Origin of the sequence: Streptomyces sp. AN091965, from assembly GCF_022698285.1 — a bacterium.
Taxonomy (GTDB): domain Bacteria; phylum Actinomycetota; class Actinomycetes; order Streptomycetales; family Streptomycetaceae; genus Streptomyces.
In genome coordinates, this window is record NZ_JALDMY010000001.1 from 7686863 (window position 1) to 7709582 (window position 22720).

The 22720-nt window shown below is 73.6% G+C and carries 18 protein-coding genes and 1 pseudogene; 18 read left to right on the plus strand and 1 reads right to left on the minus strand.

From position 1 onward, the window contains the following. The first annotated feature begins 16 nt into the window (after positions 1-16). Entirely contained in the window at positions 17-499 is a 483-nt protein-coding gene (locus tag MQV74_RS32670; RefSeq protein ID WP_242726086.1) for a MarR family winged helix-turn-helix transcriptional regulator, read from the plus strand. Positions 500-570: 71 nt separating this feature from the next. Here MQV74_RS32670 and fdhD read toward each other — a convergent pair whose 3' ends face one another. Beyond that, positions 571-1422: a formate dehydrogenase accessory sulfurtransferase FdhD gene (gene fdhD, locus MQV74_RS32675; RefSeq protein WP_242726088.1), complete on the minus strand. Its 852-nt coding sequence runs from the start codon at positions 1420-1422 to the stop codon at positions 571-573. Positions 1423-1785: 363 nt separating this feature from the next. Here fdhD and MQV74_RS32685 point away from each other — a divergent pair, with 363 nt between their 5' ends. The 17 genes and pseudogenes from MQV74_RS32685 (at position 1786) to MQV74_RS32765 (ending at position 22717) form a co-directional block, all read left to right on the plus strand. Further along, positions 1786-3120, plus strand: a complete 1335-nt coding sequence (locus tag MQV74_RS32685) for an OFA family MFS transporter (protein ID WP_242726090.1) — start codon at positions 1786-1788, stop codon at positions 3118-3120. Beyond that, on the plus strand, positions 3089-3250 hold the full coding sequence (locus MQV74_RS32690) for an MFS transporter small subunit (RefSeq protein WP_172382705.1): 162 nt from the start codon (positions 3089-3091) through the stop codon (positions 3248-3250). Before MQV74_RS32685 ends, MQV74_RS32690 begins: the two co-directional genes overlap by 32 nt. A 123-nt stretch (positions 3251-3373) precedes the next feature. Then, positions 3374-4321, plus strand: coding sequence for a beta-ketoacyl-ACP synthase III (locus MQV74_RS32695; protein ID WP_242726092.1), 948 nt, complete (start codon positions 3374-3376; stop codon positions 4319-4321). A gap of 99 nt (positions 4322-4420) precedes the next feature. Continuing rightward, positions 4421-5098, plus strand: coding sequence for a GntR family transcriptional regulator (locus MQV74_RS32700; protein WP_242726094.1), 678 nt, complete (start codon positions 4421-4423; stop codon positions 5096-5098). Between the two features lie 213 nt (positions 5099-5311). After that, entirely contained in the window at positions 5312-6493 is a 1182-nt protein-coding gene (locus MQV74_RS32705; RefSeq protein WP_242726096.1) for an ROK family transcriptional regulator, read from the plus strand. Positions 6494-6608: 115 nt separating this feature from the next. Next, positions 6609-8132: pseudogene (locus MQV74_RS32710) on the plus strand (sugar ABC transporter ATP-binding protein); the annotation flags it as partial. A gap of 197 nt (positions 8133-8329) precedes the next feature. Continuing rightward, positions 8330-9349: an ABC transporter permease gene (locus MQV74_RS32715; RefSeq protein ID WP_242726098.1), complete on the plus strand. Its 1020-nt coding sequence runs from the start codon at positions 8330-8332 to the stop codon at positions 9347-9349. Between the two features lie 13 nt (positions 9350-9362). After that, positions 9363-10412: a substrate-binding domain-containing protein gene (locus tag MQV74_RS32720; protein ID WP_242726100.1), complete on the plus strand. Its 1050-nt coding sequence runs from the start codon at positions 9363-9365 to the stop codon at positions 10410-10412. 66 nt (positions 10413-10478) lie between these two features. Further along, the gene (locus MQV74_RS32725) at positions 10479-11828 is read left to right on the plus strand and encodes a Gfo/Idh/MocA family protein (protein ID WP_242726102.1); all 1350 of its coding nucleotides are present in this window, start codon (positions 10479-10481) and stop codon (positions 11826-11828) included. Between the two features lie 79 nt (positions 11829-11907). After that, positions 11908-12906, plus strand: coding sequence for a sugar phosphate isomerase/epimerase family protein (locus MQV74_RS32730; protein ID WP_242726104.1), 999 nt, complete (start codon positions 11908-11910; stop codon positions 12904-12906). A 312-nt stretch (positions 12907-13218) separates the two neighbouring features. Then, positions 13219-15675 (plus strand): PQQ-dependent sugar dehydrogenase, encoded by a 2457-nt coding sequence (locus MQV74_RS32735; RefSeq protein ID WP_242726106.1) that lies wholly within the window; start codon positions 13219-13221, stop codon positions 15673-15675. A gap of 15 nt (positions 15676-15690) precedes the next feature. Beyond that, positions 15691-17121: a ThuA domain-containing protein gene (locus MQV74_RS32740; RefSeq protein ID WP_242726108.1), complete on the plus strand. Its 1431-nt coding sequence runs from the start codon at positions 15691-15693 to the stop codon at positions 17119-17121. A 131-nt stretch (positions 17122-17252) separates the two neighbouring features. Further along, positions 17253-18713, plus strand: coding sequence for an inositol-3-phosphate synthase (locus MQV74_RS32745; RefSeq protein WP_242726110.1), 1461 nt, complete (start codon positions 17253-17255; stop codon positions 18711-18713). Positions 18714-18715: 2 nt separating this feature from the next. Then, positions 18716-20104, plus strand: coding sequence for a UbiA family prenyltransferase (locus tag MQV74_RS32750; RefSeq protein ID WP_242726112.1), 1389 nt, complete (start codon positions 18716-18718; stop codon positions 20102-20104). Beyond that, the gene (locus tag MQV74_RS32755; RefSeq protein WP_242726114.1) at positions 20101-21174 is read left to right on the plus strand and encodes a sugar phosphate isomerase/epimerase family protein; all 1074 of its coding nucleotides are present in this window, start codon (positions 20101-20103) and stop codon (positions 21172-21174) included. The genes MQV74_RS32750 and MQV74_RS32755 overlap by 4 nt, the downstream gene beginning before the upstream one ends. Then, positions 21171-21869, plus strand: a complete 699-nt coding sequence (locus MQV74_RS32760) for an EboA domain-containing protein (RefSeq protein WP_242726116.1) — start codon at positions 21171-21173, stop codon at positions 21867-21869. The genes MQV74_RS32755 and MQV74_RS32760 overlap by 4 nt, the downstream gene beginning before the upstream one ends. Then, positions 21869-22717 carry a TatD family hydrolase gene (locus MQV74_RS32765; protein WP_242726118.1) on the plus strand — a complete coding sequence of 283 codons (849 nt, stop codon included), beginning with the start codon at positions 21869-21871 and terminating at the stop codon, positions 22715-22717. Before MQV74_RS32760 ends, MQV74_RS32765 begins: the two co-directional genes overlap by 1 nt. Positions 22718-22720 lie beyond the last annotated feature (3 nt).

The following is a 22720-nucleotide window of genomic DNA, read 5'->3' on the forward strand; positions in this document are numbered from 1 at the left end:
TCGGTACGCTCCTCCCATGCGTGAGACCCCGCCCGCCCCGTCCACCATCCGCACCCTGCCCAGCTGGCTGCTCGGCCGCGCCGCCGCCCGCGGCCGCGCCCTGGTCGCCGACGCCCTCGCGGCCGAGGGCCTGCGGATGTGGCACCACGTGGTCCTGTCCGCCGTGGCCGACCTCGGCCCCGTCGCCCAGGCGGAGCTGGGCCGCAGCGTGTCGCTCGACCCCAAGGACATGGTCGGCGTCCTCAACGACCTCCAGGACGCGGGCCTGGTCGACCGCACGCCCGACCCCAAGGACCGCCGCAAGAACGCCGTGACGATCACGGAAGAGGGCCGTCGCACGGTCCAGCGCTGCGCCCGCGCCGCCCAGAGGGCCAACGCCGACCTCCTGGCGCCGTTGTCGGAGGAGGAGCGCGCGCGCTTCACGGAGATGCTGACGCGGGTGGCGGCGGTGGAGTCGCCGGACGTGAACCGGCAGGGATCAAGCCCGTCCGGCGTTTGAGGACGAGCGCGCAGCGCGGTGACCCCAGCCGCAAGCGGGGCGCAGCCGGGGGCGGGGCCCCGGGGCCCCGCCTAGCCCCGGTCGGCCATGGCCTGCAAGGCCACCCGGTGCTCGCCCGCGTACACGTTCATGGAGGCGCCCCGCAGGAACCCCACCAGCGTGAGCCCCGTCTCGGCCGCGAGGTCGACGGCGAGCGCCGAGGGCGCCGAGACGGCCGCGAGCACGGGGATGCCCGCCATCACGGCCTTCTGTGCCAGCTCGAACGAGGCGCGGCCCGACACGAGCAGGACCGTCCGGGACAGCGGCAGGCGGCCGCTCTGCAGGGCTCGCCCCACCAGTTTGTCGACGGCGTTGTGGCGCCCCACGTCCTCGCGTACGTCGAGCAGCTCGCCGTCCTCGGAGAACAGCGCGGCCGCGTGCAGGCCGCCGGTCCGGTCGAAGACGCGCTGGGCCGCGCGCAGCCGTTCGGGAAGCTCCGCGAGGAGTTCGGGGGTGAGCCGCAGCGGGTCGGGGCCGTCGTCGACGGCCCAGCGGGCCGTCGTGCGGACCGCGTCCAGGCTGGCCTTGCCGCACAGGCCGCACGACGAGGTCGTGTACACGTTCCGTTCGAGGGTGATGTCCGGGATGGCGACGCCGGGTGCGGTCGACACGTCCACCACGTTGTACGTGTTCGAGCCGTCCTGGGTGGCGCCCGCGCAGTACACGATGTTCCGCAGCTCGTCCGCCGCGCCGAGGACGCCCTCGCTGACGAGGAAGCCCGCGGCGAGCGCGAAGTCGTCGCCCGGCGTGCGCATGGTGATGGCGAGCGGCCTGCCGTTGAGGCGGATCTCCATCGGCTCCTCGGCGACGAGCGTGTCGGGCCGCTCGCTGACCGCGCCGTCGCGGATGCGGAGGACGCGGCGGCGCTCCGTGACTCGTCCCATGTCGATCAGTCCCGGTTCTGTCCGTGCTGGTGGCCGGAGCGGCCCTTGCTGGCGAGGCTGCCGTGGGTCGCCGGGCCGCCGGGCGGCGAGGTGACCTTCACGTTCTCATTGTCCTGCACGCGTGACGCGCGGTGGCAGCCGACTCCGCGACGCGGGCACGCCGGCTCCGAGGGGGCGGCTCCGGGGCCGCGCCCGGTGAAGTCGCCGCGAGGGCTGGGGGCCCGTACGCCGTGCCGCTTCATGGAATATTGTCTACAGTATGGAAGTTGGGGCGGCAAGGGCCCCGTGCGACATCGCATACCGTCGACGAATCCCGGCCCGCCCCCTTCCCAACGGCCCGCCGGATTCCTACCGTTCGGGATCATGAGGCCCCCCGTCGCACCTCCCGGCTGGAGCCGGTGGCTCGTGCCGCCCGCCGCCCTGTCGGTGCACCTCTCCATCGGCCAGGCCTACGCCTGGAGCGTCTTCAAGCCGCCCCTGGAGTCCGCGCTCGACCTCAGCGGCACCCAGAGCGCGCTGCCGTTCCAGCTCGGCATCGTCATGCTGGGCCTGTCCGCCGCGTTCGGCGGCACGCTCGTGGAGCGCAACGGCCCGCGCTGGGCGATGTCCGTCGCGCTCGTCTGCTTCTCCTCCGGCTTCCTGCTCGCCGCGCTCGGCGCCGCGACACGGCAGTACTGGCTCGTCGTCCTCGGCTACGGCTTCGTCGGCGGCATCGGGCTCGGCATCGGCTACATCTCCCCGGTGTCCACGCTGCTCAAGTGGTTTCCTGACCGGCCCGGCATGGCCACCGGCATCGCGATCATGGGCTTCGGGGGCGGCGCGCTCATCGCCTCGCCGTGGTCGGCGCGGATGCTGGAGTCGTTCGGCACGGACTCCTCCGGCATCGCGCTCGCCTTCCTGGTGCACGGCCTGACGTACGCGGTCTTCATGGCGCTCGGCGTGCTCCTGGTGCGGGTCCCGGCGCCACAGGGCACCCGCGGCCCGGCCGCGGCGGACGCGTCCGGCGGGCCCCAGGTGTCGGCCCGCGAGGCCGTGCGCACCCCGCAGTTCTGGTGTCTGTGGGTCGTGCTGTGCATGAACGTGACCGCCGGGATCGGCATCCTGGAGAAGGCCGCGCCGATGATCACGGACTTCTTCGCCGACTCCTCGACGCCGGTCTCCGCGTCGGCGGCCGCCGGGTTCGTCGCCCTGCTCTCGGCCGCGAACATGGCGGGCCGCATCGGCTGGTCGTCCGCCTCCGACCTGCTCGGGCGCAAGAACGTGTACCGGGTCTACCTGGGCGCCGGCGCGCTGATGTATCTGCTCATCGCCCGCTTCGGCGACGACTCGAAGCCGCTCTTCGTCTGCTGCGCGCTGGTCATCCTCTCCTTCTACGGCGGCGGCTTCGCGACCGTCCCCGCGTATCTGAAGGACCTCTTCGGCACCTACCAGGTGGGCGCCATCCACGGCCGTCTCCTGACGGCCTGGTCGCTCGCCGGGGTCCTCGGCCCGCTGATCGTGAACTGGGTGGCCGACCGGCAGGAGGGCGCGGGCAAGGAGGGCGCGGCCCTGTACGGGCTCTCCTTCTCGATCATGATCGGTCTGCTGGTCGTCGGGTTCGTCGCCAACGAACTGGTCCGGCCCGTCCACCCCCGCCACCACCTCGCCGTGCCGAAGGAGGCCGCCGATGACGACACCGCCGAGCCCGCCGCCCGCTGACGGGGGCGCCCCCGCGCCGCCGCCGCGCCGCCGCGCGCTGATCCTGGGCTCCTGGCTCTGGGTGACCGTGCCGCTGGCATACGGCCTCTATGAACTCGTACACAAGGCCAGACAGCTCTTCACCGGGTGACGCGATGATGAGAAGCATCCAAACGAGCGGTCCCAATCCTGTCGCATTACGTCACCTGCTACCCGTGAGTCGCTCAGCAGACTGGACGGTCCCGTACTTCCGGCACCACGAGGGGACCCGCCCATGCCCGGCTCACGCATCGCCGCCGTCGGCCACTACCAGCCTGCCAAGGTGCTGACCAACGACGACCTGGCGGGCATGGTGGACACCAGCGACGCGTGGATCCGTTCCCGGGTCGGCATCCGCACCCGGCACATCGCGGGCCCCGAGGAGCCCGTCGACGAGCTCGCCGCGCATGCCGCCGCCAAGGCCCTGGCGGCGGCGGGCCGGGCCCCGGCGTCCGTGGACCTGGTCGTCGTCGCCACCTCCACGGCGGTCGACCGCTCGCCGAACATGGCCGCGCGCGTCGCCGCCCGGCTCGGCCTGCCCTCGCCCGCCGCGCTGGACGTCAACGTGGTCTGCGCGGGCTTCACGCACGCCCTCGCCACCGCCGACCACGCCGTACGGGCCGGGGCCGCGACCCGCGCCCTGGTCATCGGCGCCGACAAGATGTCCGACATCACCGACTGGACGGACCGCACCACGTGCGTCCTGGTCGGCGACGGCGCCGGCGCGGCCGTCGTCGAGGCCTGCGGCGAGGACGAGGAGCCCGGCATCAGCCCCGTGCTGTGGGGCTCCGTGCCGGAGATGGGGCACGCGGTGCGGATCGAGGGCCAGCCCGCGCGGTTCGCCCAGGAGGGCCAGAGCGTGTACCGCTGGGCGACGACGCAGCTGCCGCCGCTGGCCCGCGCGACCTGCGAGCGGGCCGGGCTCACCCCCGCCGACCTAGCGGCGGTCGTCCTGCACCAGGCCAACCTGCGCATCGTCGAACCGCTCGCCGAGCGCATCGGCGCCGTGAACGCGGTGGTCGCCCGCGACGTGGTCGACTCGGGCAACACCTCGGCCGCGTCCGTGCCGCTCGCGCTCTCCAAGCTGGTCGAGCGGGGCGAGATCGTCACCGGCGACCCGGTGCTGCTCTTCGGCTTCGGCGGGAACCTGTCGTACGCGGGGCAAGTCGTGCGCTGCCCGTGACGCGGGCCGCGGCGGGCCCAACTCCCTCTGGCCCTGGCCGCGGTGCTCGGTAAACTGTAGACAAAAGCCCATGCCCAGGAGGCGCAGGAGGGGGACGGGATGTTGTCCGCAGGACTGCCGCAGGGGACGGTGCCCAAGCTGGAACGGCCCGGCCCGCTGCGCGAGCGCGTCTACGAGGCGCTGCTCGAACTCATCACCACCCGCGCCCTGAGGCCCGGCCAGCACCTCGTCGAGAGCGAGCTGGCCGGGCACCTCGGCGTCTCCCGGCAGCCCGTGCGCGAGGCCCTCCAGCGGCTCAACACCGAGGGCTGGGTGGACCTCAGGCCCGCGCAGGGCGCGTTCGTCCACGAGCCGACGGAGGAGGAGGCGGACCAGTTGCTCACGGTCCGTACGCTCCTGGAGGCGGAGGCGGCCCGCCTGGCCGCGGCGAACGCGGGCTCCGCGGGCATCGCCGCCCTCGAAGAGCTCTGCGCCCGGGGGGAGTCGGCCGTCGCCGACGGGGACGTCGACCTCGTCGTCGCCACGAACGCGGCGTTCCACGCCAAGGTCATGGAGCTCGCGGGCAACGTGGTCCTCGCCGAGCTCGCGGGCCGGGTGGACGGCCGGGTCCGCTGGTACTACACGCCGGTGGCGCGGCAGCGGGGCATCCGTTCCTGGGTCGAGCACCGGGAGCTGATCGCGGCGATCGCCGCGCGGGACGAGGCGCGGGCCATGGCCGTGATGCGGGCCCACACGGAACACACCCGCCGCACCTACCACGACCGCGCCCCCGCCTGACGGGACGCCGCCCTCCAGCGGCAGCACCCGGTTCGGGAAGGGGCGGGCCGGGGGCGCGCCGCGAGGTCCCGGCTTTGTCCTGCCGCAGGAGAAAGTAGAGGGCAATTCGCGCGCAAGTTCTTCCCACCCCCGGCACCCGCTGCTACGTTCCCCTCGAAAGCCCAACACGCAAGAGGGACAAGGCCGATGAGGCGGGAGGGGCGCGTGAGACGCATGACGGCTCGACCCGCCAACGCGCACCAGGCGCGCCTGCTGCGCCTGCTGCGCGACGGCGGCCCCAACTCCCGCGCCCAGCTGGGCGACCAGGTGGACCTGTCGCGGTCCAAGCTGGCCGTGGAGGTGGACCGCCTCCTGGAGACGGGCCTCGTGGTGGCCGACGGCCTCGCCGCGTCCCGCGGCGGCCGCCGCTCGCACAACATCCGCCTCGCCCCGAACCTCCGCTTCCTCGGCGTGGACATCGGCGCCACCTCGGTCGACGTCGCCGTCACCAACGCCGAGCTGGAGGTGCTCGGCCACCTCAACCAGCCCATGGACGTGCGCGAAGGCCCGGTCGCGGTCTTCGAGCAGGTCCTCGTCATGGCCGCGAAGCTGCGGGCGTCGGGCCTCGCGGAGGGCTTCGACGGCGCGGGCATCGGCGTGCCGGGCCCCGTCCGCTTCCCCGAGGGCGTGCCCGTGGCCCCGCCGATCATGCCCGGCTGGGACGGCTTCCCCGTGCGGGAGGCGCTCAGCCAGGAGCTCGGCTGCCCGGTCATGGTCGACAACGACGTGAACCTGATGGCGATGGGGGAGCAGCACGCGGGCGTGGCCCGCTCCGTGGGCGACTTCCTCTGCGTCAAGATCGGCACCGGCATCGGCTGCGGCATCGTCGTCGGCGGCCAGGTGTACCGGGGCACGACCGGCAGCGCGGGCGACATAGGCCACATCCAGGTGGAACCCGAGGGGCGCCCCTGCGCCTGCGGCAACAAGGGCTGCCTGGAGGCCCACTTCAGCGGCGCCGCGCTCGCCCGTGACGCCCAGGAGGCCGCCCACCAGGGCCGTTCGCCGGAGCTCGCCGCCCGCCTGGAGGCGGCGGGCGCGCTCACGGCCGCCGACGTCGCCGCGGCGGCCGCCGCGGGCGACCCCACCGCGCTCGACCTGATCCGCGCCGGCGGCAACCGCACCGGCCAGGTCATCGCGGGCCTCGTCAGCTTCTTCAACCCCGGCCTCGTGGTGATCGGCGGCGGCGTCACCGGCCTCGGCCACACCCTGCTCGCCGCGATCCGCACGCAGGTCTACCGCCAGTCGCTGCCCCTCGCGACCGGCAACCTCCCCATCGTCCTCGGCGAGCTCGGCCCCGCCGCCGGAGTCACCGGCGGCGCCCGGCTCATCAGCGACCACCTGTTCTCACCGGCCTGACCCGCCCCGCGGACACGGCGGCGGCCCGCCACCGCGCACCTCACCCCGGCACACCCAGTACAGCGCGCACCCTGCTCTGCCCTGAAACCGGCCACACCCGTACGAGGGAACCGTCATGGCACCAGAACCACCGCTGCTCCGCATGTCCGGCATCACCAAGTCGTTCCCCGGCGTCCGCGCGCTCGACGGCGTCGACCTGCACGTACAGGCCGGTGAAACGCACTGCCTGCTCGGTCAGAACGGCGCGGGCAAGTCCACGCTCATCAAGGTCCTCGCGGGTGTCCACCAGCCCGACGGCGGCACGATCGCCTGGCGCGGCGACCCGGTCACCCTGCGCTCGCCGATCGCCGCCATGCGGCTCGGCATCGCCACCATCTACCAGGAACTCGACCTGGTGGAGCACCTGTCCGTGGCCGAGAACGTCTTCCTCGGGCACGAGCCGACGGCCGCCGGGTTCGTCGTCCGCAGGGGCGCGGCCCAGGCGTCGACCGCCGCTCTGCTCAAGCGACTCGGGCACGCCGAGATCAGCCCCGCCCGCCTCGTGGGGGAGCTGTCCGCCGCCCAGCAGCAGATCGTGTCGATGGCCCGCGCGCTCTCGCACGACGTACGTCTCATCGTCATGGACGAGCCGTCCGCCGCGCTCGACCCGGACGAGGTCGACAACCTCTTCCGCATCGTCGGCGACCTCACCGCCGACGGCGTCGCGGTCGTGTACATCTCGCACCGGCTCGAGGAGATCCGCCGCATCGGCGACCGCGTCACCGTCCTGAAGGACGGCCGGGCCGTCGCGGCCGGGCTGCCCGCGCGGCAGACGCCGACGCGCGAGATCGTCGCGCTGATGACGGGCCGCAGCGTGGAGTACGTCTTCCCGAAGCGGCCCGAGGAGGACGCGCGACAGCCGCCGTCCGAGCCGCTCCTCACCGTCCACGGCCTGGCCAGGGAGGGCGAGTTCGCGCCCCTGGACCTCGCGCTGCGGCCCGGGGAGATCGTCGGGCTCGCCGGGCTCGTCGGCTCCGGCCGGTCCGAGATCCTGGAGACCATCTACGGCGCGCGCAGGCCCACCGCGGGCCACGTCCGCGTGCACGGCAAGGCCCTGCGCCCCGGCAGTGTCCGCGCGGCCGTGCGCGCCGGGCTCGGCCTCGCCCCCGAGGAGCGCAAGGCGCAGGCCCTGCTGATGCTGGAGTCCGTCACGCGCAACGTGTCGGTGTCGTCCATGTCCCGCTTCTCGCGCGGCGGCTGGCTGGACCGGGGCAAGGAGCGGGAGGCCGCCCGCGCCGCCACGCGGGAGCTGTCGCTCAGGCCCGACAACCCCTCGGCGCCCGTACGCACGCTGTCCGGCGGCAACCAGCAGAAGGCCGTCCTCGCCCGGTGGCTGCTGCGCGGCTGCCGGGTCCTGCTGCTCGACGAGCCGACGCGCGGCGTGGACGTCGGCGCCCGCGCCGAGCTGTACGCCGTGGTGCGGCGGCTGGCCGACGAGGGCCTGGCCGTGCTGCTCGTCTCCAGCGAGCTGCCCGAGGTCCTGGGCCTCGCCGACCGCGTCCTGGTGCTCCGCGAGGGCCGGGTGGTGCACACCGCGCCCGCGCGCGAGCTGGACGAACACCGCGTACTGGACCTGGTCCTGGCGTCGGGCACGGCGGCGGGCCGACCGGGCGCACCCGGCACAGCGGCGGGCCGGGCGAGCCCGGGCGGCCCCGAAGACCGGGCAGGCCGCGAGGGCCCGGCTGGCCCCGAAGGCCCGGCTCGCCCCGAAGACCGGGGAGGCCCCGAAGGCCCGGCTGGTCCCGAAGGCCGTCGAGGCCCGGAAGACACCGTCACCGCGGAAGGGAGCCCGGAGTCATGACGCAGCCCGCATCGCCCGCCCGGCCCGTCACCGAGAAGAGCCCCCCGGCGGACGGCGCGCGCGGCCCCCTGTGGGCCCTCGTCGCCCGCGCCGACCTGCGGACCCTGTCGCTGCTCGGCGTCCTGGCCGTCCTGATCGTGATCGGCGGCGTCACCCAGCCCGACGCGTTCCTCGACACCGACAACGTCCAGTTGATCCTCACCCAGGCGTCCGTCATCGGCGTCGTCACCGTCGGCATGACCTTCGTCATCATCTCCGGCGGCATCGACCTGTCCGTCGGCGCGATCGTTGCGCTCGCCTCGGTGTGGGCGACGACCGTCGCCACCCAGGAGTACGGCTTCGCGGGGATCCTCTTCACGGCCGTCGTCGTCGGCCTCGGCTGCGGGCTCGTCAACGGGCTGCTCATCGCGTACGGCGGCATGGTGCCGTTCATCGCCACGCTCGCCATGCTGGCCTCCGGGCGCGGCCTGGCCCTGGAGATCACCGACGGCAAGACCCAGATGGTCACCGTCGACGGCGTCCTGAAGCTGGGCGAGCGCGACGCGTACGTGCTCGGCGTCCCGCCGCTCGTGCTCGTCTTCGCGGGCGTGACCCTCGTCGGCTGGCTGCTGCTCAACCGCACCACCTTCGGGCGCCGCTCGGTCGCGGTGGGCGGCAACGCGGAGGCCGCGCGCCTGGCCGGGATCGACGTCCGGCGGCAGCGGCTCTACCTCTATCTGCTCTCGGGCCTGTGCTGCGGCATCGCGGCCTTCCTCCTGATCGTCCTGTCGGGCTCGGGCCAGAACACCAACGGCAACCTGTACGAACTCGACGCCATCGCCGCCGCGATCATCGGCGGCACCCTGCTCAGCGGCGGGCGCGGCACCATCACCGGCTCCGTGCTCGGCGTGCTGATCTTCACCACGATCACCAACATCTTCGCGCTCAACAACCTGGAGACCGCCGTCCAGCAGATCGCCAAGGGGGCGATCATCGTCGCCGCCGTCCTGGTGCAGCGCCGTACGGCCACCACCTGAAGGGGTCACCGCCATGCCACACAGCACGAGTCGCAGAGGGCTGCTCTTCGGGGCAGCCGCCGTGTCCGCGGGGGCCGTCCTGACGGGCTGCACCAGCAACGAGCCGAAGGACTCCGGCAGCGACGGCGCGCTCGCGGGCGACAACCGGCCCGCCGACGACAAGCCCGGCAAGGAAGTCACCATAGGCTTCGCCGGACCACAGGCCGACCACGGCTGGCTGAACGCCATCAACGACAACGCCAAGGAGCGGGCGAAGAAGTACGAGGACGTCACCCTGGAGGCCACCGAGGGCTCCAACGACACGGCCGCCCAGATCGGCCAGGTCGAGACCCTCATCAACAAGAAGGTCGACGTCCTCGTCATCCTGCCCGCCGACGGCAAGGCCCTCACCCGGGTCGGCCTGAAGGCCATGAAGGCCGGGATCCCCGTGGTCAACCTCGACCGGATCTTCGCCTCCGCGCAGGCCTACCGCTGCTGGATCGGCGGCGACAACTACGGCATGGGCCTCAACGCCGGGCACTACATCGGCGAGAAGCTCAAGGGCACGAAGAACGCCCGCGTCGTGGAGCTCGCCGGGCTCGACAACCTGGAGCTGACCAAGCAGCGCACCAAGGGCTTCGACGACGCCCTGAAGAACTACCCCAACATCGAGAAGGTCGCCCGGCAGGCCGCCGAGTTCACCGTCGAGTCCGGCCAGGCGAAGATGGCGCAGCTGCTCCAGGCGCAGAAGGGCATCGACGCCCTGTGGAACCACGACGACGACCAGGGAGTCGGCGCCCTGCGCGCCATCAAGCAGGCCGGCCGCGACGACTTCCTGATGGTCGGCGGCGCGGGCGCCCTCTCCGCGTTCCAGGAGATCAAGGCCGACCGGGGCGTGCTGAAGGCCACCGTCCTGTACCCGCCGACGATGGCGGCGTCCGCGATCGACCTCGCCCGCGCGCTCGGCCAGGGCAAGGGCATCGGCGGCATGGCCGAGTACGAGATCCCCGCCTCCATCACGCTCTACTCGGCCGTCGTCGACAAGGACAACGTCGACCAGTACATGTCCACCGGCTTCAAGTGAGGTGTCCCCAGCCCGCGCATGACCCGCGAACCAGGCGTCGACGCGCCGACCAGGAGGAGTTACCGCATGAGTGAGACGGAGCACGAGGCCGCTTCCGGGGCCGCCGCTTCCGGGGCCGGGCCGGCGGGGGACCCGGTGGCCGCGCGGCGCCGCCTCGGCGTCGGGATGGTCGGCTACGCCTTCATGGGCGCCGCCCACTCCCAGGGCTGGCGGACCGTGGGGCGCGTCTTCGACCTGCCGGTCGAGACGCGGCTGGCGGCGGTCTGCGGCCGTGACGGCGCGGCCGTGCGCGCCGCCGCCGACCGGCTCGGCTGGGCGGCCGCCGAGACCGACTGGCGCGCGCTCATCGCCCGGGACGACGTCGACCTCGTCGACGTCTGCACCCCCGGCGACAGCCATGCGGAGATCGCCATCGCCGCCCTGGAGGCGGGCAAGCACGTGCTGTGCGAGAAGCCGCTCGCCAACACCGTGGAGGAGGCGGAGGCCATGGTCGCCGCCGCCGAACGGGCGCGCACCCGCGGGCAGCTGGCGATGGTCGGCTTCAACTACCGGCGCGTGCCCGCCCTCGCGCTCGCCCGCGAGATGGTCGCCGCGGGCCGCCTCGGGACGCTGCGTCACGTACGCCTCACCTACCTCCAGGACTGGCTGGTCGACCCCGGTTTCCCGCTGACGTGGCGGCTGCGCAGGGACCGGGCGGGCTCGGGGGCCCTCGGCGACCTCGGCGCGCACATCGTGGACCTCGCGCAGTACCTGACGGGCGAGCTCGTCGCGGGCGTGTCGGCCCTGACGGAGACGTTCGTACGGGAACGGCCGCTGCTGGAGGGCGCGTCGAGCGGGCTCGCGGCGGGCGGCTCGGGGGCGGACGGCACAGGGACGGGCGGCTCGGGGGCGGGGGAGGCCGGGGCGGGCGGCGCGCGGGCAGGCGGTGCCGGGGCGGGCCGGGGCGCGGTCGGCCAGGTCACGGTCGACGACGCCGCCGTCTTCACGGCCCGCTTCCCCTCCGGCGCCCTCGCCACCTTCGAGGCCACGCGGTTCGCGGCGGGCCGCAAGAACGCGCTGCGCCTCGAACTCAACGGTTCCGACGGCTCGTTGGCCTTCGATCTGGAGCGCCTGAACGAGCTCTCCTTCCACGACCACACCGAACCCGCCGCGTCGGCCGGGTTCCGCCGCATCCTCGTCACCGAGTCCACCCACCCCTATCTGGCGGCCTGGTGGCCGCCCGGCCACGGCCTCGGCTACGAGCACACCTTCGTGCACCAGGCCCGCGACCTGCTGCACGCCATCGCCACCGGCGCCGCGCCCGAACCGTCCTTCGCCGACGGGCTCGCCGTGCAGCGGGTGCTCGCCGCGGTGGAGGAGAGCGCGCAGAAGAACTCCGTGTACACGCCGGTGGCGGCCGCACCGGTGGCGACCTGAGTACGGCCCGAGTACGGCCCGAGTGCGATCTGAGTCCCGCGACAGCCCGCGACGTCCGACGTCGGGAAAGGAACCGGTCATGCCCCGCTCGTTCACCCTCTTCACCGGCCAGTGGGCGGATCTGCCCCTGGAGGAGGTCTGCTCGCTGGCCCGCGACTTCGGCTACGACGGCCTCGAACTCGCCTGCTGGGGCGACCACTTCGAGGTCGACAAGGCCCTCGCTGACCCGTCGTACGTGGACGGCCGCCGCGCGCTGCTCGACAAGTACGGCTTGAAGTGCTGGGCCGTCTCCAACCACCTCGTCGGGCAGGCGGTGTGCGACGCCATCATCGACGAGCGCCACCGCGCGATCCTGCCCGCCCGCATCTGGGGCGACGGCGACGCGGAGGGCGTGCGGCGCCGGGCCGCCGCCGAGATGGCCGACACGGCGCGCGCGGCCGCGGCCTTCGGCGTGCGGACGGTGGTCGGCTTCACCGGCTCCGCGATCTGGCACCTGGTGGCGATGTTCCCACCCGCGCCCGAGTCGATGATCGAGCGCGGCTACGAGGACTTCGCGGAGCGCTGGAACCCGATCCTTGACGTGTTCGACGCGGAGGGCGTCCGCTTCGCCCACGAGGTCCACCCGAGCGAGATCGCGTACGACTACTGGACCACGCGGCAGGCCCTGGACGCCGTCGGCCACCGCCCCGCCTTCGGCCTCAACTTCGACCCGTCGCACTTCGTGTGGCAGGACCTCGACCCGGTGTCGTTCCTCTGGGACTTCCGCGAGCGCGTCTACCACGTCGACTGCAAGGAGGCCCGGCGCCGCCTCGACGGCCGCAACGGCCGCCTCGGCTCCCATCTGCCGTGGGGCGACCCGCGCCGCGGCTGGGACTTCGTCTCGGCGGGCCACGGGGACGTCCCCTGGGAGGACGTCTTCCGCATGCTGCGCGCCATCTCCTACGACGGCCCGATCTCGGTCGAGTGGGAGGACGCGGGCATGGACCGCCTCCAGGGCGCCCCCGAGGCCCTCCGCCATCTCAAGACGTACGACTACGAGCCCCCGGCAGCCTCTTTCGATTCGGCCTTCGCGAAGTAGTTCCTTCCGAGCTGGGCTGGGGCCCTTCAGCCCGTCCGGCGTTCGAGGACGAGGCGCGGAGCGCCGAAAGGCGGGGGCGCGGGGGCGGCAGCTCCCGGTTCGGGAAGGAGTGGGTCTGGGGCGCACCGCGAGGAACACCCACTTTGTCCCGCCCAAGGAAGAAGCCCAACACCCCCGCCGCACAAGGGCTATCCGCCACGGACAAACGCGGCTACCGTCGCTGAGGTGTACAGGACATAACTCCCGGGGTGACGGCGCACCCCGGGCGCCAGGCACCAGCCAGTCCCACACGGCCCCCGACCGGAGGACCCCGTGCACAGACCGCGCCCCACCCCCCGCAAGGCCCTCGCCCTGCTCACCGGCACCCTCCTCACCGCCGCAACCCTCACCGTCGCCGCCCCCCACAGCACGGCCCAAGCGCCGTCGCCACCGCGCGCGGAGGACTTCCAGCAGGTCACCCTCGCCAAGGGCGAGCCGGAGATGGGCGAGCCCATGACCCTCGCCGTGCTCCCCGACCGCTCGGTCCTGCACACCTCCCGCGACGGCACGGTGCGCCTGACGGACGCCAGGGGAGAGACGAAGACCGCCGGGAAGATACCGGTGTACTCGCACGACGAGGAAGGCCTGCAGGGCGTCGCCATCGACCCGAACTTCCGCAAGAACAGGGCGGTCTACCTCTACTACGCCCCGCCCCTGAGCACCCCCGCGGGCGACGCGCCCAACGACGGCACCGCGGCGGACTTCAAGAAGTTCGACGGCGTGAACCGGCTGTCCCGCTTCGTGCTCAAGCCCGACGGCACCCTGGACCTGGCCGGGGAGAAGAAGGTCATCGACGTCCCCGCGAGCCGCGGCATCTGCTGCCACGTCGGCGGCGACATCGACTTCGACCGGCAGGGCAACCTCTACCTCTCGACCGGCGACGACTCCAACCCCTTCGCCTCCGACGGCTACACCCCCATCGACGAGCGCGCGAGCCGCAACCCCGCGTACGACGCCCAGCGCACCGCCGCCAACACCAACGACCTGCGCGGCAAGATCCTCCGCATCAAGGTCAGGAACGACGGCTCGTACGCCGTCCCCCGCGGCAACCTCTTCGCCAAGGGCACCGCGAAGACCCGCCCCGAGATCTACGCGATGGGCTTCCGCAACCCCTTCCGGATGAGCGTCGACAAGCCCACCGGCATCGTCTACCTCGGCGACTACGGCCCCGACGCGGGCAAGGCCGACCCGAAGCGCGGCCCGGCCGGACAGGTCGAGTTCACCCGCGTGACGAAGCCCGGCAACTACGGCTGGCCGTACTGCACCGGCAAGAACGACGCGTACGTCGACTACGACTTCGCCACCGGCGCCTCCGGCGCGGCCTTCGACTGCGCCGCCCCGCGCAACACCTCGCCGCGCAACACGGGGCTGACCCAGCTGCCGCCCGCACAGCCCGCGTGGATCCCGTACGACGGCGGTTCGGTCCCGGAGTTCGGCACCGGCTCGGAGTCGCCGATGGGCGGCCCGGTCTACCGCTACGACGCGAACCTCGCATCGCCGGTGAAGTTCCCCCAGGCCTACGACGGGAACTACTTCGCGGGTGAGTTCGGCCGGCGCTGGATCAAGCGCATCGACCAGGACGCGGACGGCGCCGTGAGGTCCATCAACGCCTTCCCCTGGAAGGGCACCCAAGTGATGGACATGGAGTTCGGCCCGGACGGGGCGCTGTACGTCCTCGACTACGGCACCGGCTACTTCAACGGAGACCACAACTCCGCCCTGTACCGCATCGAGAACGCCACCGGCGGCCATTCGCCGGTCGTCGAGGCCTCGGCCACGGTGACCAGCGGCCAGGCCCCGCTGAAGACCCAGTTCACGGCCAGGGCCACGGACGCCGACGGTGACGCGCTCACCTACGCGTGGGACTTCGGCGACGGCGGCACGTCCACCGAGCAGAACCCCTCGCACACGTACGACAAGAACGGCGTCTACACCGCGACCGTCACCGCCAAGGACCCCGGCGGCCGCACCGGCACCGCGAGCGCGCACGTCACCGTCGGCAACACCGCGCCCACCGTGAAGCTGGAACTCCCCGGCGACGGCCAGCTGTTCACCTTCGGCGACAAGGTGCCCTTCAAGGTGACCGTGACCGACCCCGAAGACAGCGCGAACGGGGCCGTCGACTGCTCCAAGGTCAAGGTCACTCACATCCTCGGCCACGACAGCCACGGCCACCCGGTCACCTCCGCGGGCGGCTGCGAAGGCACCCTCCAGACGTCCGCCGACAGCGAGCACGACCCGAACGCGAACATCTTCGGCGTCTTCGACGCCGAGTACACCGACAAGGGCGCGGGCGGCCAGCCCCCGCTGACCACCCACGACCAGAACGTCACCCAGACCCGGCACCGCCAGGCCGAGCACTACGGCGACTCCCAGGGCGTGAGCGTCATCAGCCACACCCCCGCCCACGGCGGCAAGACGGTCGGTGACATCCACAACGGCGACTGGATCTCCTTCAAGCCCTACCAGGTGGGCAACGCCACGAAGCTGACGGCACGCGTCGCCTCCGCGGGCTCCGGCGGCACCCTGGAGATCCGCGCGGGCGCGGCCGACGGCACGCTGCTCGGCAGCGCCAAGGTCGACCCGACCGGGTCGTGGGAGACGTACACCGACGTCAGCACGGCCATCACGGGCGCGCCCGCGGGGACGACCACGCTCTATCTGGTCTTCAAGGGCGCGGGCACGGGCGCCCTGTACGACGTCGACGACTTCACCTTCACCACGAGCTGAGAGGGAGGCACCGCGATGCGCGCACGCGCGCGGCTCGTCGTCGCCACGGCGGCCGCCATCCTGCTGATCGGGTGCGTCTCGGGTCCCGCACAGTCCCGGCCGGACCCCGACGACGGCGGGCGCACGGGCGGCAAGGACGGCGAACGGGTCCTGGTCTTCTCCAAGACCGCCGGTTTCCGCCACGACTCGATCCCGGACGGCATCGCCGCCGTCCGGGGCCTGGGCGCCGCCCACGGCTTCTCCGTCGACGCGACGGACGACGCCCGCGCCTTCACCCTCAAGAACCTGTCCCGCTACGACGCCGTCGTCTGGCTCTCCACCACCGGCGACGTCCTCAACTCCGCCCAGCAGACCGCCTTCGAACGCTACGTCCGCGCGGGCGGCGGCTACGCCGGTGTCCACGCGGCCGCCGACACCGAGTACGACTGGCCGTTCTACGGTGCCCTCGTCGGGGCCCACTTCCAGTCGCACCCGGCCGTCCAGCCCGCGAAGATCAAGGTCGAGGACCACGCCCACCCGGCGACGGCCCACCTCGGCGCCGGCTGGGACCGCACCGACGAGTGGTACAACTACCGCTCCAATCCCCGCACTCGGGCCCGGGTCCTGGCCTCCCTCGACGAGTCCTCGTACAGCGGCGGCTCGATGGGCGGCGACCACCCCATCGCCTGGTGCCAGAGCTCCGTCGACGGCGGCGCCGGGCGCTCCTTCTACACCGGCGGCGGCCACACCAAGCAGTCCTACGCCGACCCCGCCTTCCGCCGCCACCTCCTCGGCGGCATCCAGTACGCCACGGGCGCAGCTCGGGCCGACTGCCGCCCCGAGCAGGGCTACACCTCCCTGTTCGACGGCACCGCCGCCTCCCTCACCCGCTGGAAACAGGCCGGGCCCGGGTCCTTCGCCCTGGCCGACGACGGCACCCTCACCTCCGTCGGCGGCATGGGCCTCCTCTGGTACGCCCACCGCTCCTTCGCCTCCTACTCCCTCAAGCTCGACTGGAAGATGACCGGGTCCGACAAGGACGACAACTCCGGTGTCTTCGTGGGCTTCCCGCCCTCCGACGACCCGTGGTCGGCCGTCAACAACGGCTACGAGATCCAGATCGACGCCACCGACGCCCCGGAGAGGACCACCGGGTCGGTGTACGGCTTCCAGTCCGCCGACCTGGCCGCCCGCGACCGCGCCCTGAACCCGCCGGGCCAGTGGAACACCTACGAACTCCGCGTCGAGGGCGAACGCCTGCGGATCCGGCTCAACGGCACCCTGATCAACGACTACACCAACACCGACCCCGCCCGCAGCCTGCGCGACGGCCACATCGGCATCCAGAACCACGGTGCCGACGACCAGGTCGCCTTCCGCGACATCCGCGTGAAGGACCTGGCCGCGGTCCGCGCTCCCGCCGCGTCCGCCACCGCCCCCGAGGCCGGGGGAGCGGGCGCCCGATAGACGGCGGTGGGCGGAGGACGCCGGACCTCCGCCCACCGTCCCAACGTCTTGTCGCCGTCTTGCCTCCTCGTGAGGCACGTGTGATGACTGAGCGCATGCGCACCGACCGCGTGCCGAGACAGGAGGCAGCCGTGTCCACTACCGCTACCGAGGAGCCCACGGGGGTGTGGCTGATCGGCGCCCGGGGGTCCGTCGCGACCACGGCCGTCGCGGGCTGCGCGGCGATATCGGCAGGACTGCACCCACCGACCGGCATGGTCACGGAGACCCCGGCCTTCGCCCGCGCCGGGCTGCCCGCCCTGTCCTCCCTCGTCTTCGGCGGCCACGACACCGTGGAGTGCCCCCTGCCCAAACGCGCCGAACAGCTGGCCGCCCAGGGCGTCCTGCCGCACGGCCTGCCCACGGCGATCCGCGCCGAACTCGTCGCCGCCGACGCCGAGATCCGCACCGGCGGCCCCCTGCCCGGCGACACCCGCACCGACGAGGAACTCATCACTGCCTTCACCTCCGAAATCTCCGACTTCCTCCACCGCCACGGCCTCGCCCGCGCGGTCGTCATCAACGTGGCCTCCACGGAACCGACCCGGCTCACGGCGACACCCGGGCCCGCCGCGACGACGGGGGCGGGGCCCGCCAGGGCTGCCGTACGGAGCGGGCCCCTCGGGGCGACCGGGTCAGCCGTGCCAGCCCGGTCTGCCGAGGCCATGCGGGCCGTCGGGCCCGCCGAGGCCGCCGGGTGCGCCGGGCTGCCCCGGCCTCCCGAGGCCACGGGGTCTGCCGGGACTGCCGAGGCCGCAGGGGCCGCAGGGGCCGCGGGGGCCGCGGGGGCCGTCGAGGCCACAGGGGCCTCCGGGTCCTCCAGGTCTGCCGAGGTCACTGCGTGCGTCGGGCCCACCGAAATGCCTCCCGGCGTGGGGTCACCCCCGGGCCGCCGCCTTCCGGCCAGCTCCCTCTACGCGACAGCGGCCCTCCGCGCGGGCTGCCCCTATGTGAACTTCACCCCCTCCATCGGTCTGCACCACCCGGCCCTCGCCGACCTAGCCGCGTCCAGCGGACTCCCGTACGCGGGCCGCGACGGCAAGACGGGCCAGACCCTCCTTCGCTCCGTGCTCGGCCCGATGTTCGCCCAGCGGGCCCTGGCCGTCCGCGCCTGGTCCGGCACGAACCTCCTCGGCGGCGGCGACGGCGCCGCCCTCGCCGACCCGGACGCTGCCGCCGCCAAGAACGCGGGCAAGGAGCGCGTCCTCGCCGACACCCTCGGCGCCGTTCCCCAGGGCGAGGTCCACATCGACGACGTCCCCGCCCTCGGCGACTGGAAGACCGCCTGGGACCACATCGCCTTCGACGGCTTCCTCGGCACCCGCATGATCCTCCAGACCACCTGGCAGGGCTGCGACTCCGCCCTCGCCGCCCCCTTGATCCTCGATCTGGCCCGCCTCCTCTCCGCCGCCGACGCCCACGGCCTCACCGGCCCCCGCCCCGAACTCGCCTTCTACTTCAAGGACCCTGACCCCGGTGCGCCAGCGGCCCTCGGGGACCAGTACGCCGCGCTCACCGCCTTCGCCTCCCGCCTGCAGGGACGGGGTGAGTAACCGTGCCCTCCCTCCGCGCCCACGCCCGCGCCTGGGCCGAACTCCTGCGGCTTCCCGCCCTGTTCACCGTTCCCGGTGACGCCCTGGCAGGCGCCGCCGCCACCGGCCTGCGCCCCGGCCGGGGCACCGCCCTCGCCCTCACCTCCTCCCTCTGCCTCTACGAGGCGGGCATGGCCCTCAACGACTGGGCCGACCGCGCCGAGGACGCCGTGGACCGCCCGCACCGCCCCATCCCCTCCGGCCGCGTCCACCCCACCGCCGCCCTCACGGCCGCCGCCGCCCTGACCGCCGCGGGCCTGGCCCTGGCCGCCCGAGCGGGCCGCCCCGCCCTGACCGTGGCCACCGCCCTGGCCGGCACCGTCTGGGCCTACGACCTGACCCTCAAGCACACCAAGGCAGGCCCCACCACCATGGCCACGGCCCGAGCCTTGGACCTCCTCCTGGGCGCGACGGCGACGGCGACGGCTTCGGTGCCGGGCGCGGGGCGCGTGGGGGCGGGGTGGGGGCGGAGAGCTGCCGGGCCAGCCGGGGTCGCTGGGGCCGCGAGGGCCGCCGGGACAATCGGGCGCGCGAGGACGGCCACGGTTACGAGGACGGCCACGGCTACCGGGACTGCGGGGGCTGCCCGACCAGTCAAGGCCGCGGGGTCCGCCGGGGCAGCCAGGGGAGACAGCCCTGGCAGGGCTCTCTCGGGAGGTGGCCCAGGTCGGCCTCTCCGGGTGGCCCGCGCGGGACAGGCCCTCCGCGAGAGCGCGGGCCGGGTGAGCTCCGCGCTGCCCGCCGCCCTGGCCCTCGGCGCGCACACCCTCGCCGTCACCTCCGTCTCCCGTCATGAGACCCAGGGTGGCTCCACCACAGCCCCGTTGGGCGCTCTCGCCACGACCCTCGCGCTGGCCCACGCAGTGGCCCGGCCCCGGCGGGCAGCGAGCGGCCCTCCTTCGCACCGGCGGGCGGTGCACGGCTCTCCTTCACTCCCGCAGACGGCAGGCGGCCCTCCATCGCTCCCGCAGACGGCAGGCGGTCCTCCTTCGCTCCCGCAGACGGCGGACGGTCCTCCTTCGCTCCCGGCAGGCCGACGGCCAGCAGTCAGGCTCGGCCTGCCGGGCTCCACTCGACCGGCCCGCCCGGCCCGCCAGGGCGAGGACACCGGTGCCTTCACCCGGACCGCACTCGCCCTGGCCTACACCGCGACCGCCGGTCGGCCCTTCCTCCACGCGGCCCTGAACCCCTCACCCCCCTTGACCCAACGCGCCGTCGGTGGCGGCATCCGTGCCCTCATCCCGCTGCAGGCCGCGCTCGCCGCGCGGTCCGGTGCCCTCGGCAGCGCCCTCGTCGCAGCGAGCCTGGCCCCGGCGGCCCGCCGCTTCGCCCGCCGGGTGAGCGTCACATGACCGCCCCGGGCGAACGCCCACCCGCGCGGGGAGCCTCGCACCTCGACGGCCCCCGCACAGAAGCCCCGGCCTCCCAGGAGGACCCGACCGCAGGGCTCCCCGCTGACGGCGCCCCCGCGCACCTCCGCTTCGGCTATGGCACCAACGGCCTCACCGACCTCCGTCTCGACGACGCCCTCGGCCTCCTCGCCGACCTCGGCTACTCCGGTGTCGGCCTCACGCTCGACCACATGCACCTCGACCCCCTCGCCCCCGACCTGGCCGCCCGCACCCGGAAGGTGGCCCGGCGCCTGGACCGGCTGGGGCTGACGGCCACGGTGGAGACGGGCGCCCGCTATGTGCTCGACCCGCGCCGCAAGCACGGGCCCTCCCTGCTGGACCCCGATCCGCAGGGCCGTGCCGAGCGGGTCCGCCTCCTCGTCCGCGCCGTGCAGGTCGCCACGGACCTCGGCGCCCACGCCGTGCACTGCTTCAGCGGCATCACACCGGACGGCACCCCCGTGAACACCGCCTGGTCGCGGCTCACCGACGCACTCCTGCCCGTCCTGGACGCCGCGTCCAAGGCCCGCCTGCCGCTGGCCGTCGAACCCGAGCCCGGCCATCTCCTCGCCACCCTCGCCGACTTCCACCACCTCCGTCACCTCCTCGACGACCCCGAACTCCTGGGCCTGACCCTCGACATCGGCCACTGCCAGTGCCTCGAACCGCAGTCACCCGCCGACTGCGTCCGCGCCGCCGCCCCGTGGCTGCGGCACGTCCAGATCGAGGACATGCGCCGAGGCATCCACGAACACCTCCCCTTCGGCCACGGCGAGATCGACTTCCCGCCCGTGCTGCGCGCCCTCGCCGACACCGGCTACCAAGGCCTGACCGTCGTCGAGCTGCCCCGCCACTCCCATGCCGGACCGCAACTCGCGGCCCAGTCACTGGACTTCCTCCGCCGGGCCGCCGCCGTCGCCCGGCCACAGCCCGACACCTGCGGCACCCTCACCTCCCCTCGTGCTCCCTCCGGTCCTGTCACCGTCCCGCCGCCGCCCCGCGAGGCCTCACCCCGAGGAGGAACCCCGTGACCGACACGCCCGCCGTCGCCGACCTCCGCTCCCGCCTCGACGCCACCCTCGGTGGCGCCGCCCGTGCCTGGCTCGACCAGGCCGTCGCCGAAGCCACCGCGAACCCCACTGCCGACGACCGGGCCGCCCATCCCACGTGGGAGCTGCGGTTCGCCGAGGCCGGTCGCCGGTGCGGACCCGAGCACGCCGACGCCGCCCGTCTGCTGCTGCTCCATGCCGCCCGCGCCGACACCGACACCCTGACCCGCCTCTACGACCAGGGCACCGCCGCCGAACGCCGCGCCGTCCTGAGCTCGCTGCCCCTCCTGGTGTCGGGCCCCGACGCGCTGCCGCTGGTCGACGACGCCCTGCGCACCAACGACACCCGCCTCCTCGCCGCCGCCCTCGGCCCCTACGCCGCCGCTCACCTCCCCTCGCACGCCTGGCGGCACGCCGTCCTCAAGTGCCTGTTCACCGGTGTGCCCGTGGACGCCGTCGCCGACCTGGAGCGCCGGGCCCACGCCGACGCCGAACTGGCCCGGATGCTCGCCGACTACGCGGACGAGCGCACCGCCGCCGGCCGCCCCGTCCCCGGCGATCTGCGTCGCGTTCTGGCCCTGGCCGCCCCGCCGGACCCTTCGGACCTCCCGGACCCGGTGGCTTCCGTGACCGTCACGGCCCCTTCGACCCCGACCGGCGAGGAGCAGGAGTCCTGATGCGCATCTTCGACCCCCACATCCACATGAGCTCCCGCACCACCGACGACTACCAGGCCATGCACGCAGCGGGGGTGCGCGCGATCGTCGAGCCGGCCTTCTGGCTGGGGCAGCCCCGCACCTCGCCCGCCTCCTTCGCCGACTACTTCGACTCCCTCCTCGGCTGGGAGCCCTTCCGCGCTGCCCAATACGGCATAGCCCATCACTGCACGATCGCGCTCAACCCCAAGGAGGCGAACGACGCGCGCTGCACCCCCGTCCTCGACCTGCTGCCCCGGTATCTGGTGAAGGACAACGTCGTCGCCGTCGGCGAGATCGGCTACGACTCCATGACACCCGCCGAGGACACCGCCCTCGCGGCGCAATTGCAGCTCGCCGCCGACCACGAGCTGCCCGCGCTCGTGCACACCCCGCACCGCGACAAACTCGCGGGACTGCGCCGCACCCTGGACGTCGTCGCGGAGTCCGCGCTGCCCCTGGACCGGGTCCTGATCGACCACCTCAACGAGACCACCGTCAAGGAAGCCAAGGACGCGGGCTGCTGGCTCGGCTTCTCCATCTATCCCGACACCAAGATGGACGAGGAGCGGATGGTCGCGGTCCTGCGTCAGTACGGCCCGGAGCACGTCCTCGTGAACTCGGCGGCCGACTGGGGCAGGAGCGACCCCCTCAAGACCCGCAAGGTCGGCGACGCGATGCTCGACGCCGGGTTCACCGAGGACGAGGTCGACCACGTGCTGTGGCGCAACCCCGTCGCCTTCTACGGGCTCAGTGGCCGCCTCGCCCTGGACGTCGCGGACACCGACGCCACCCACGAGGGCAACTCCATCCTCCGCGGCGGGGCGTGAGCC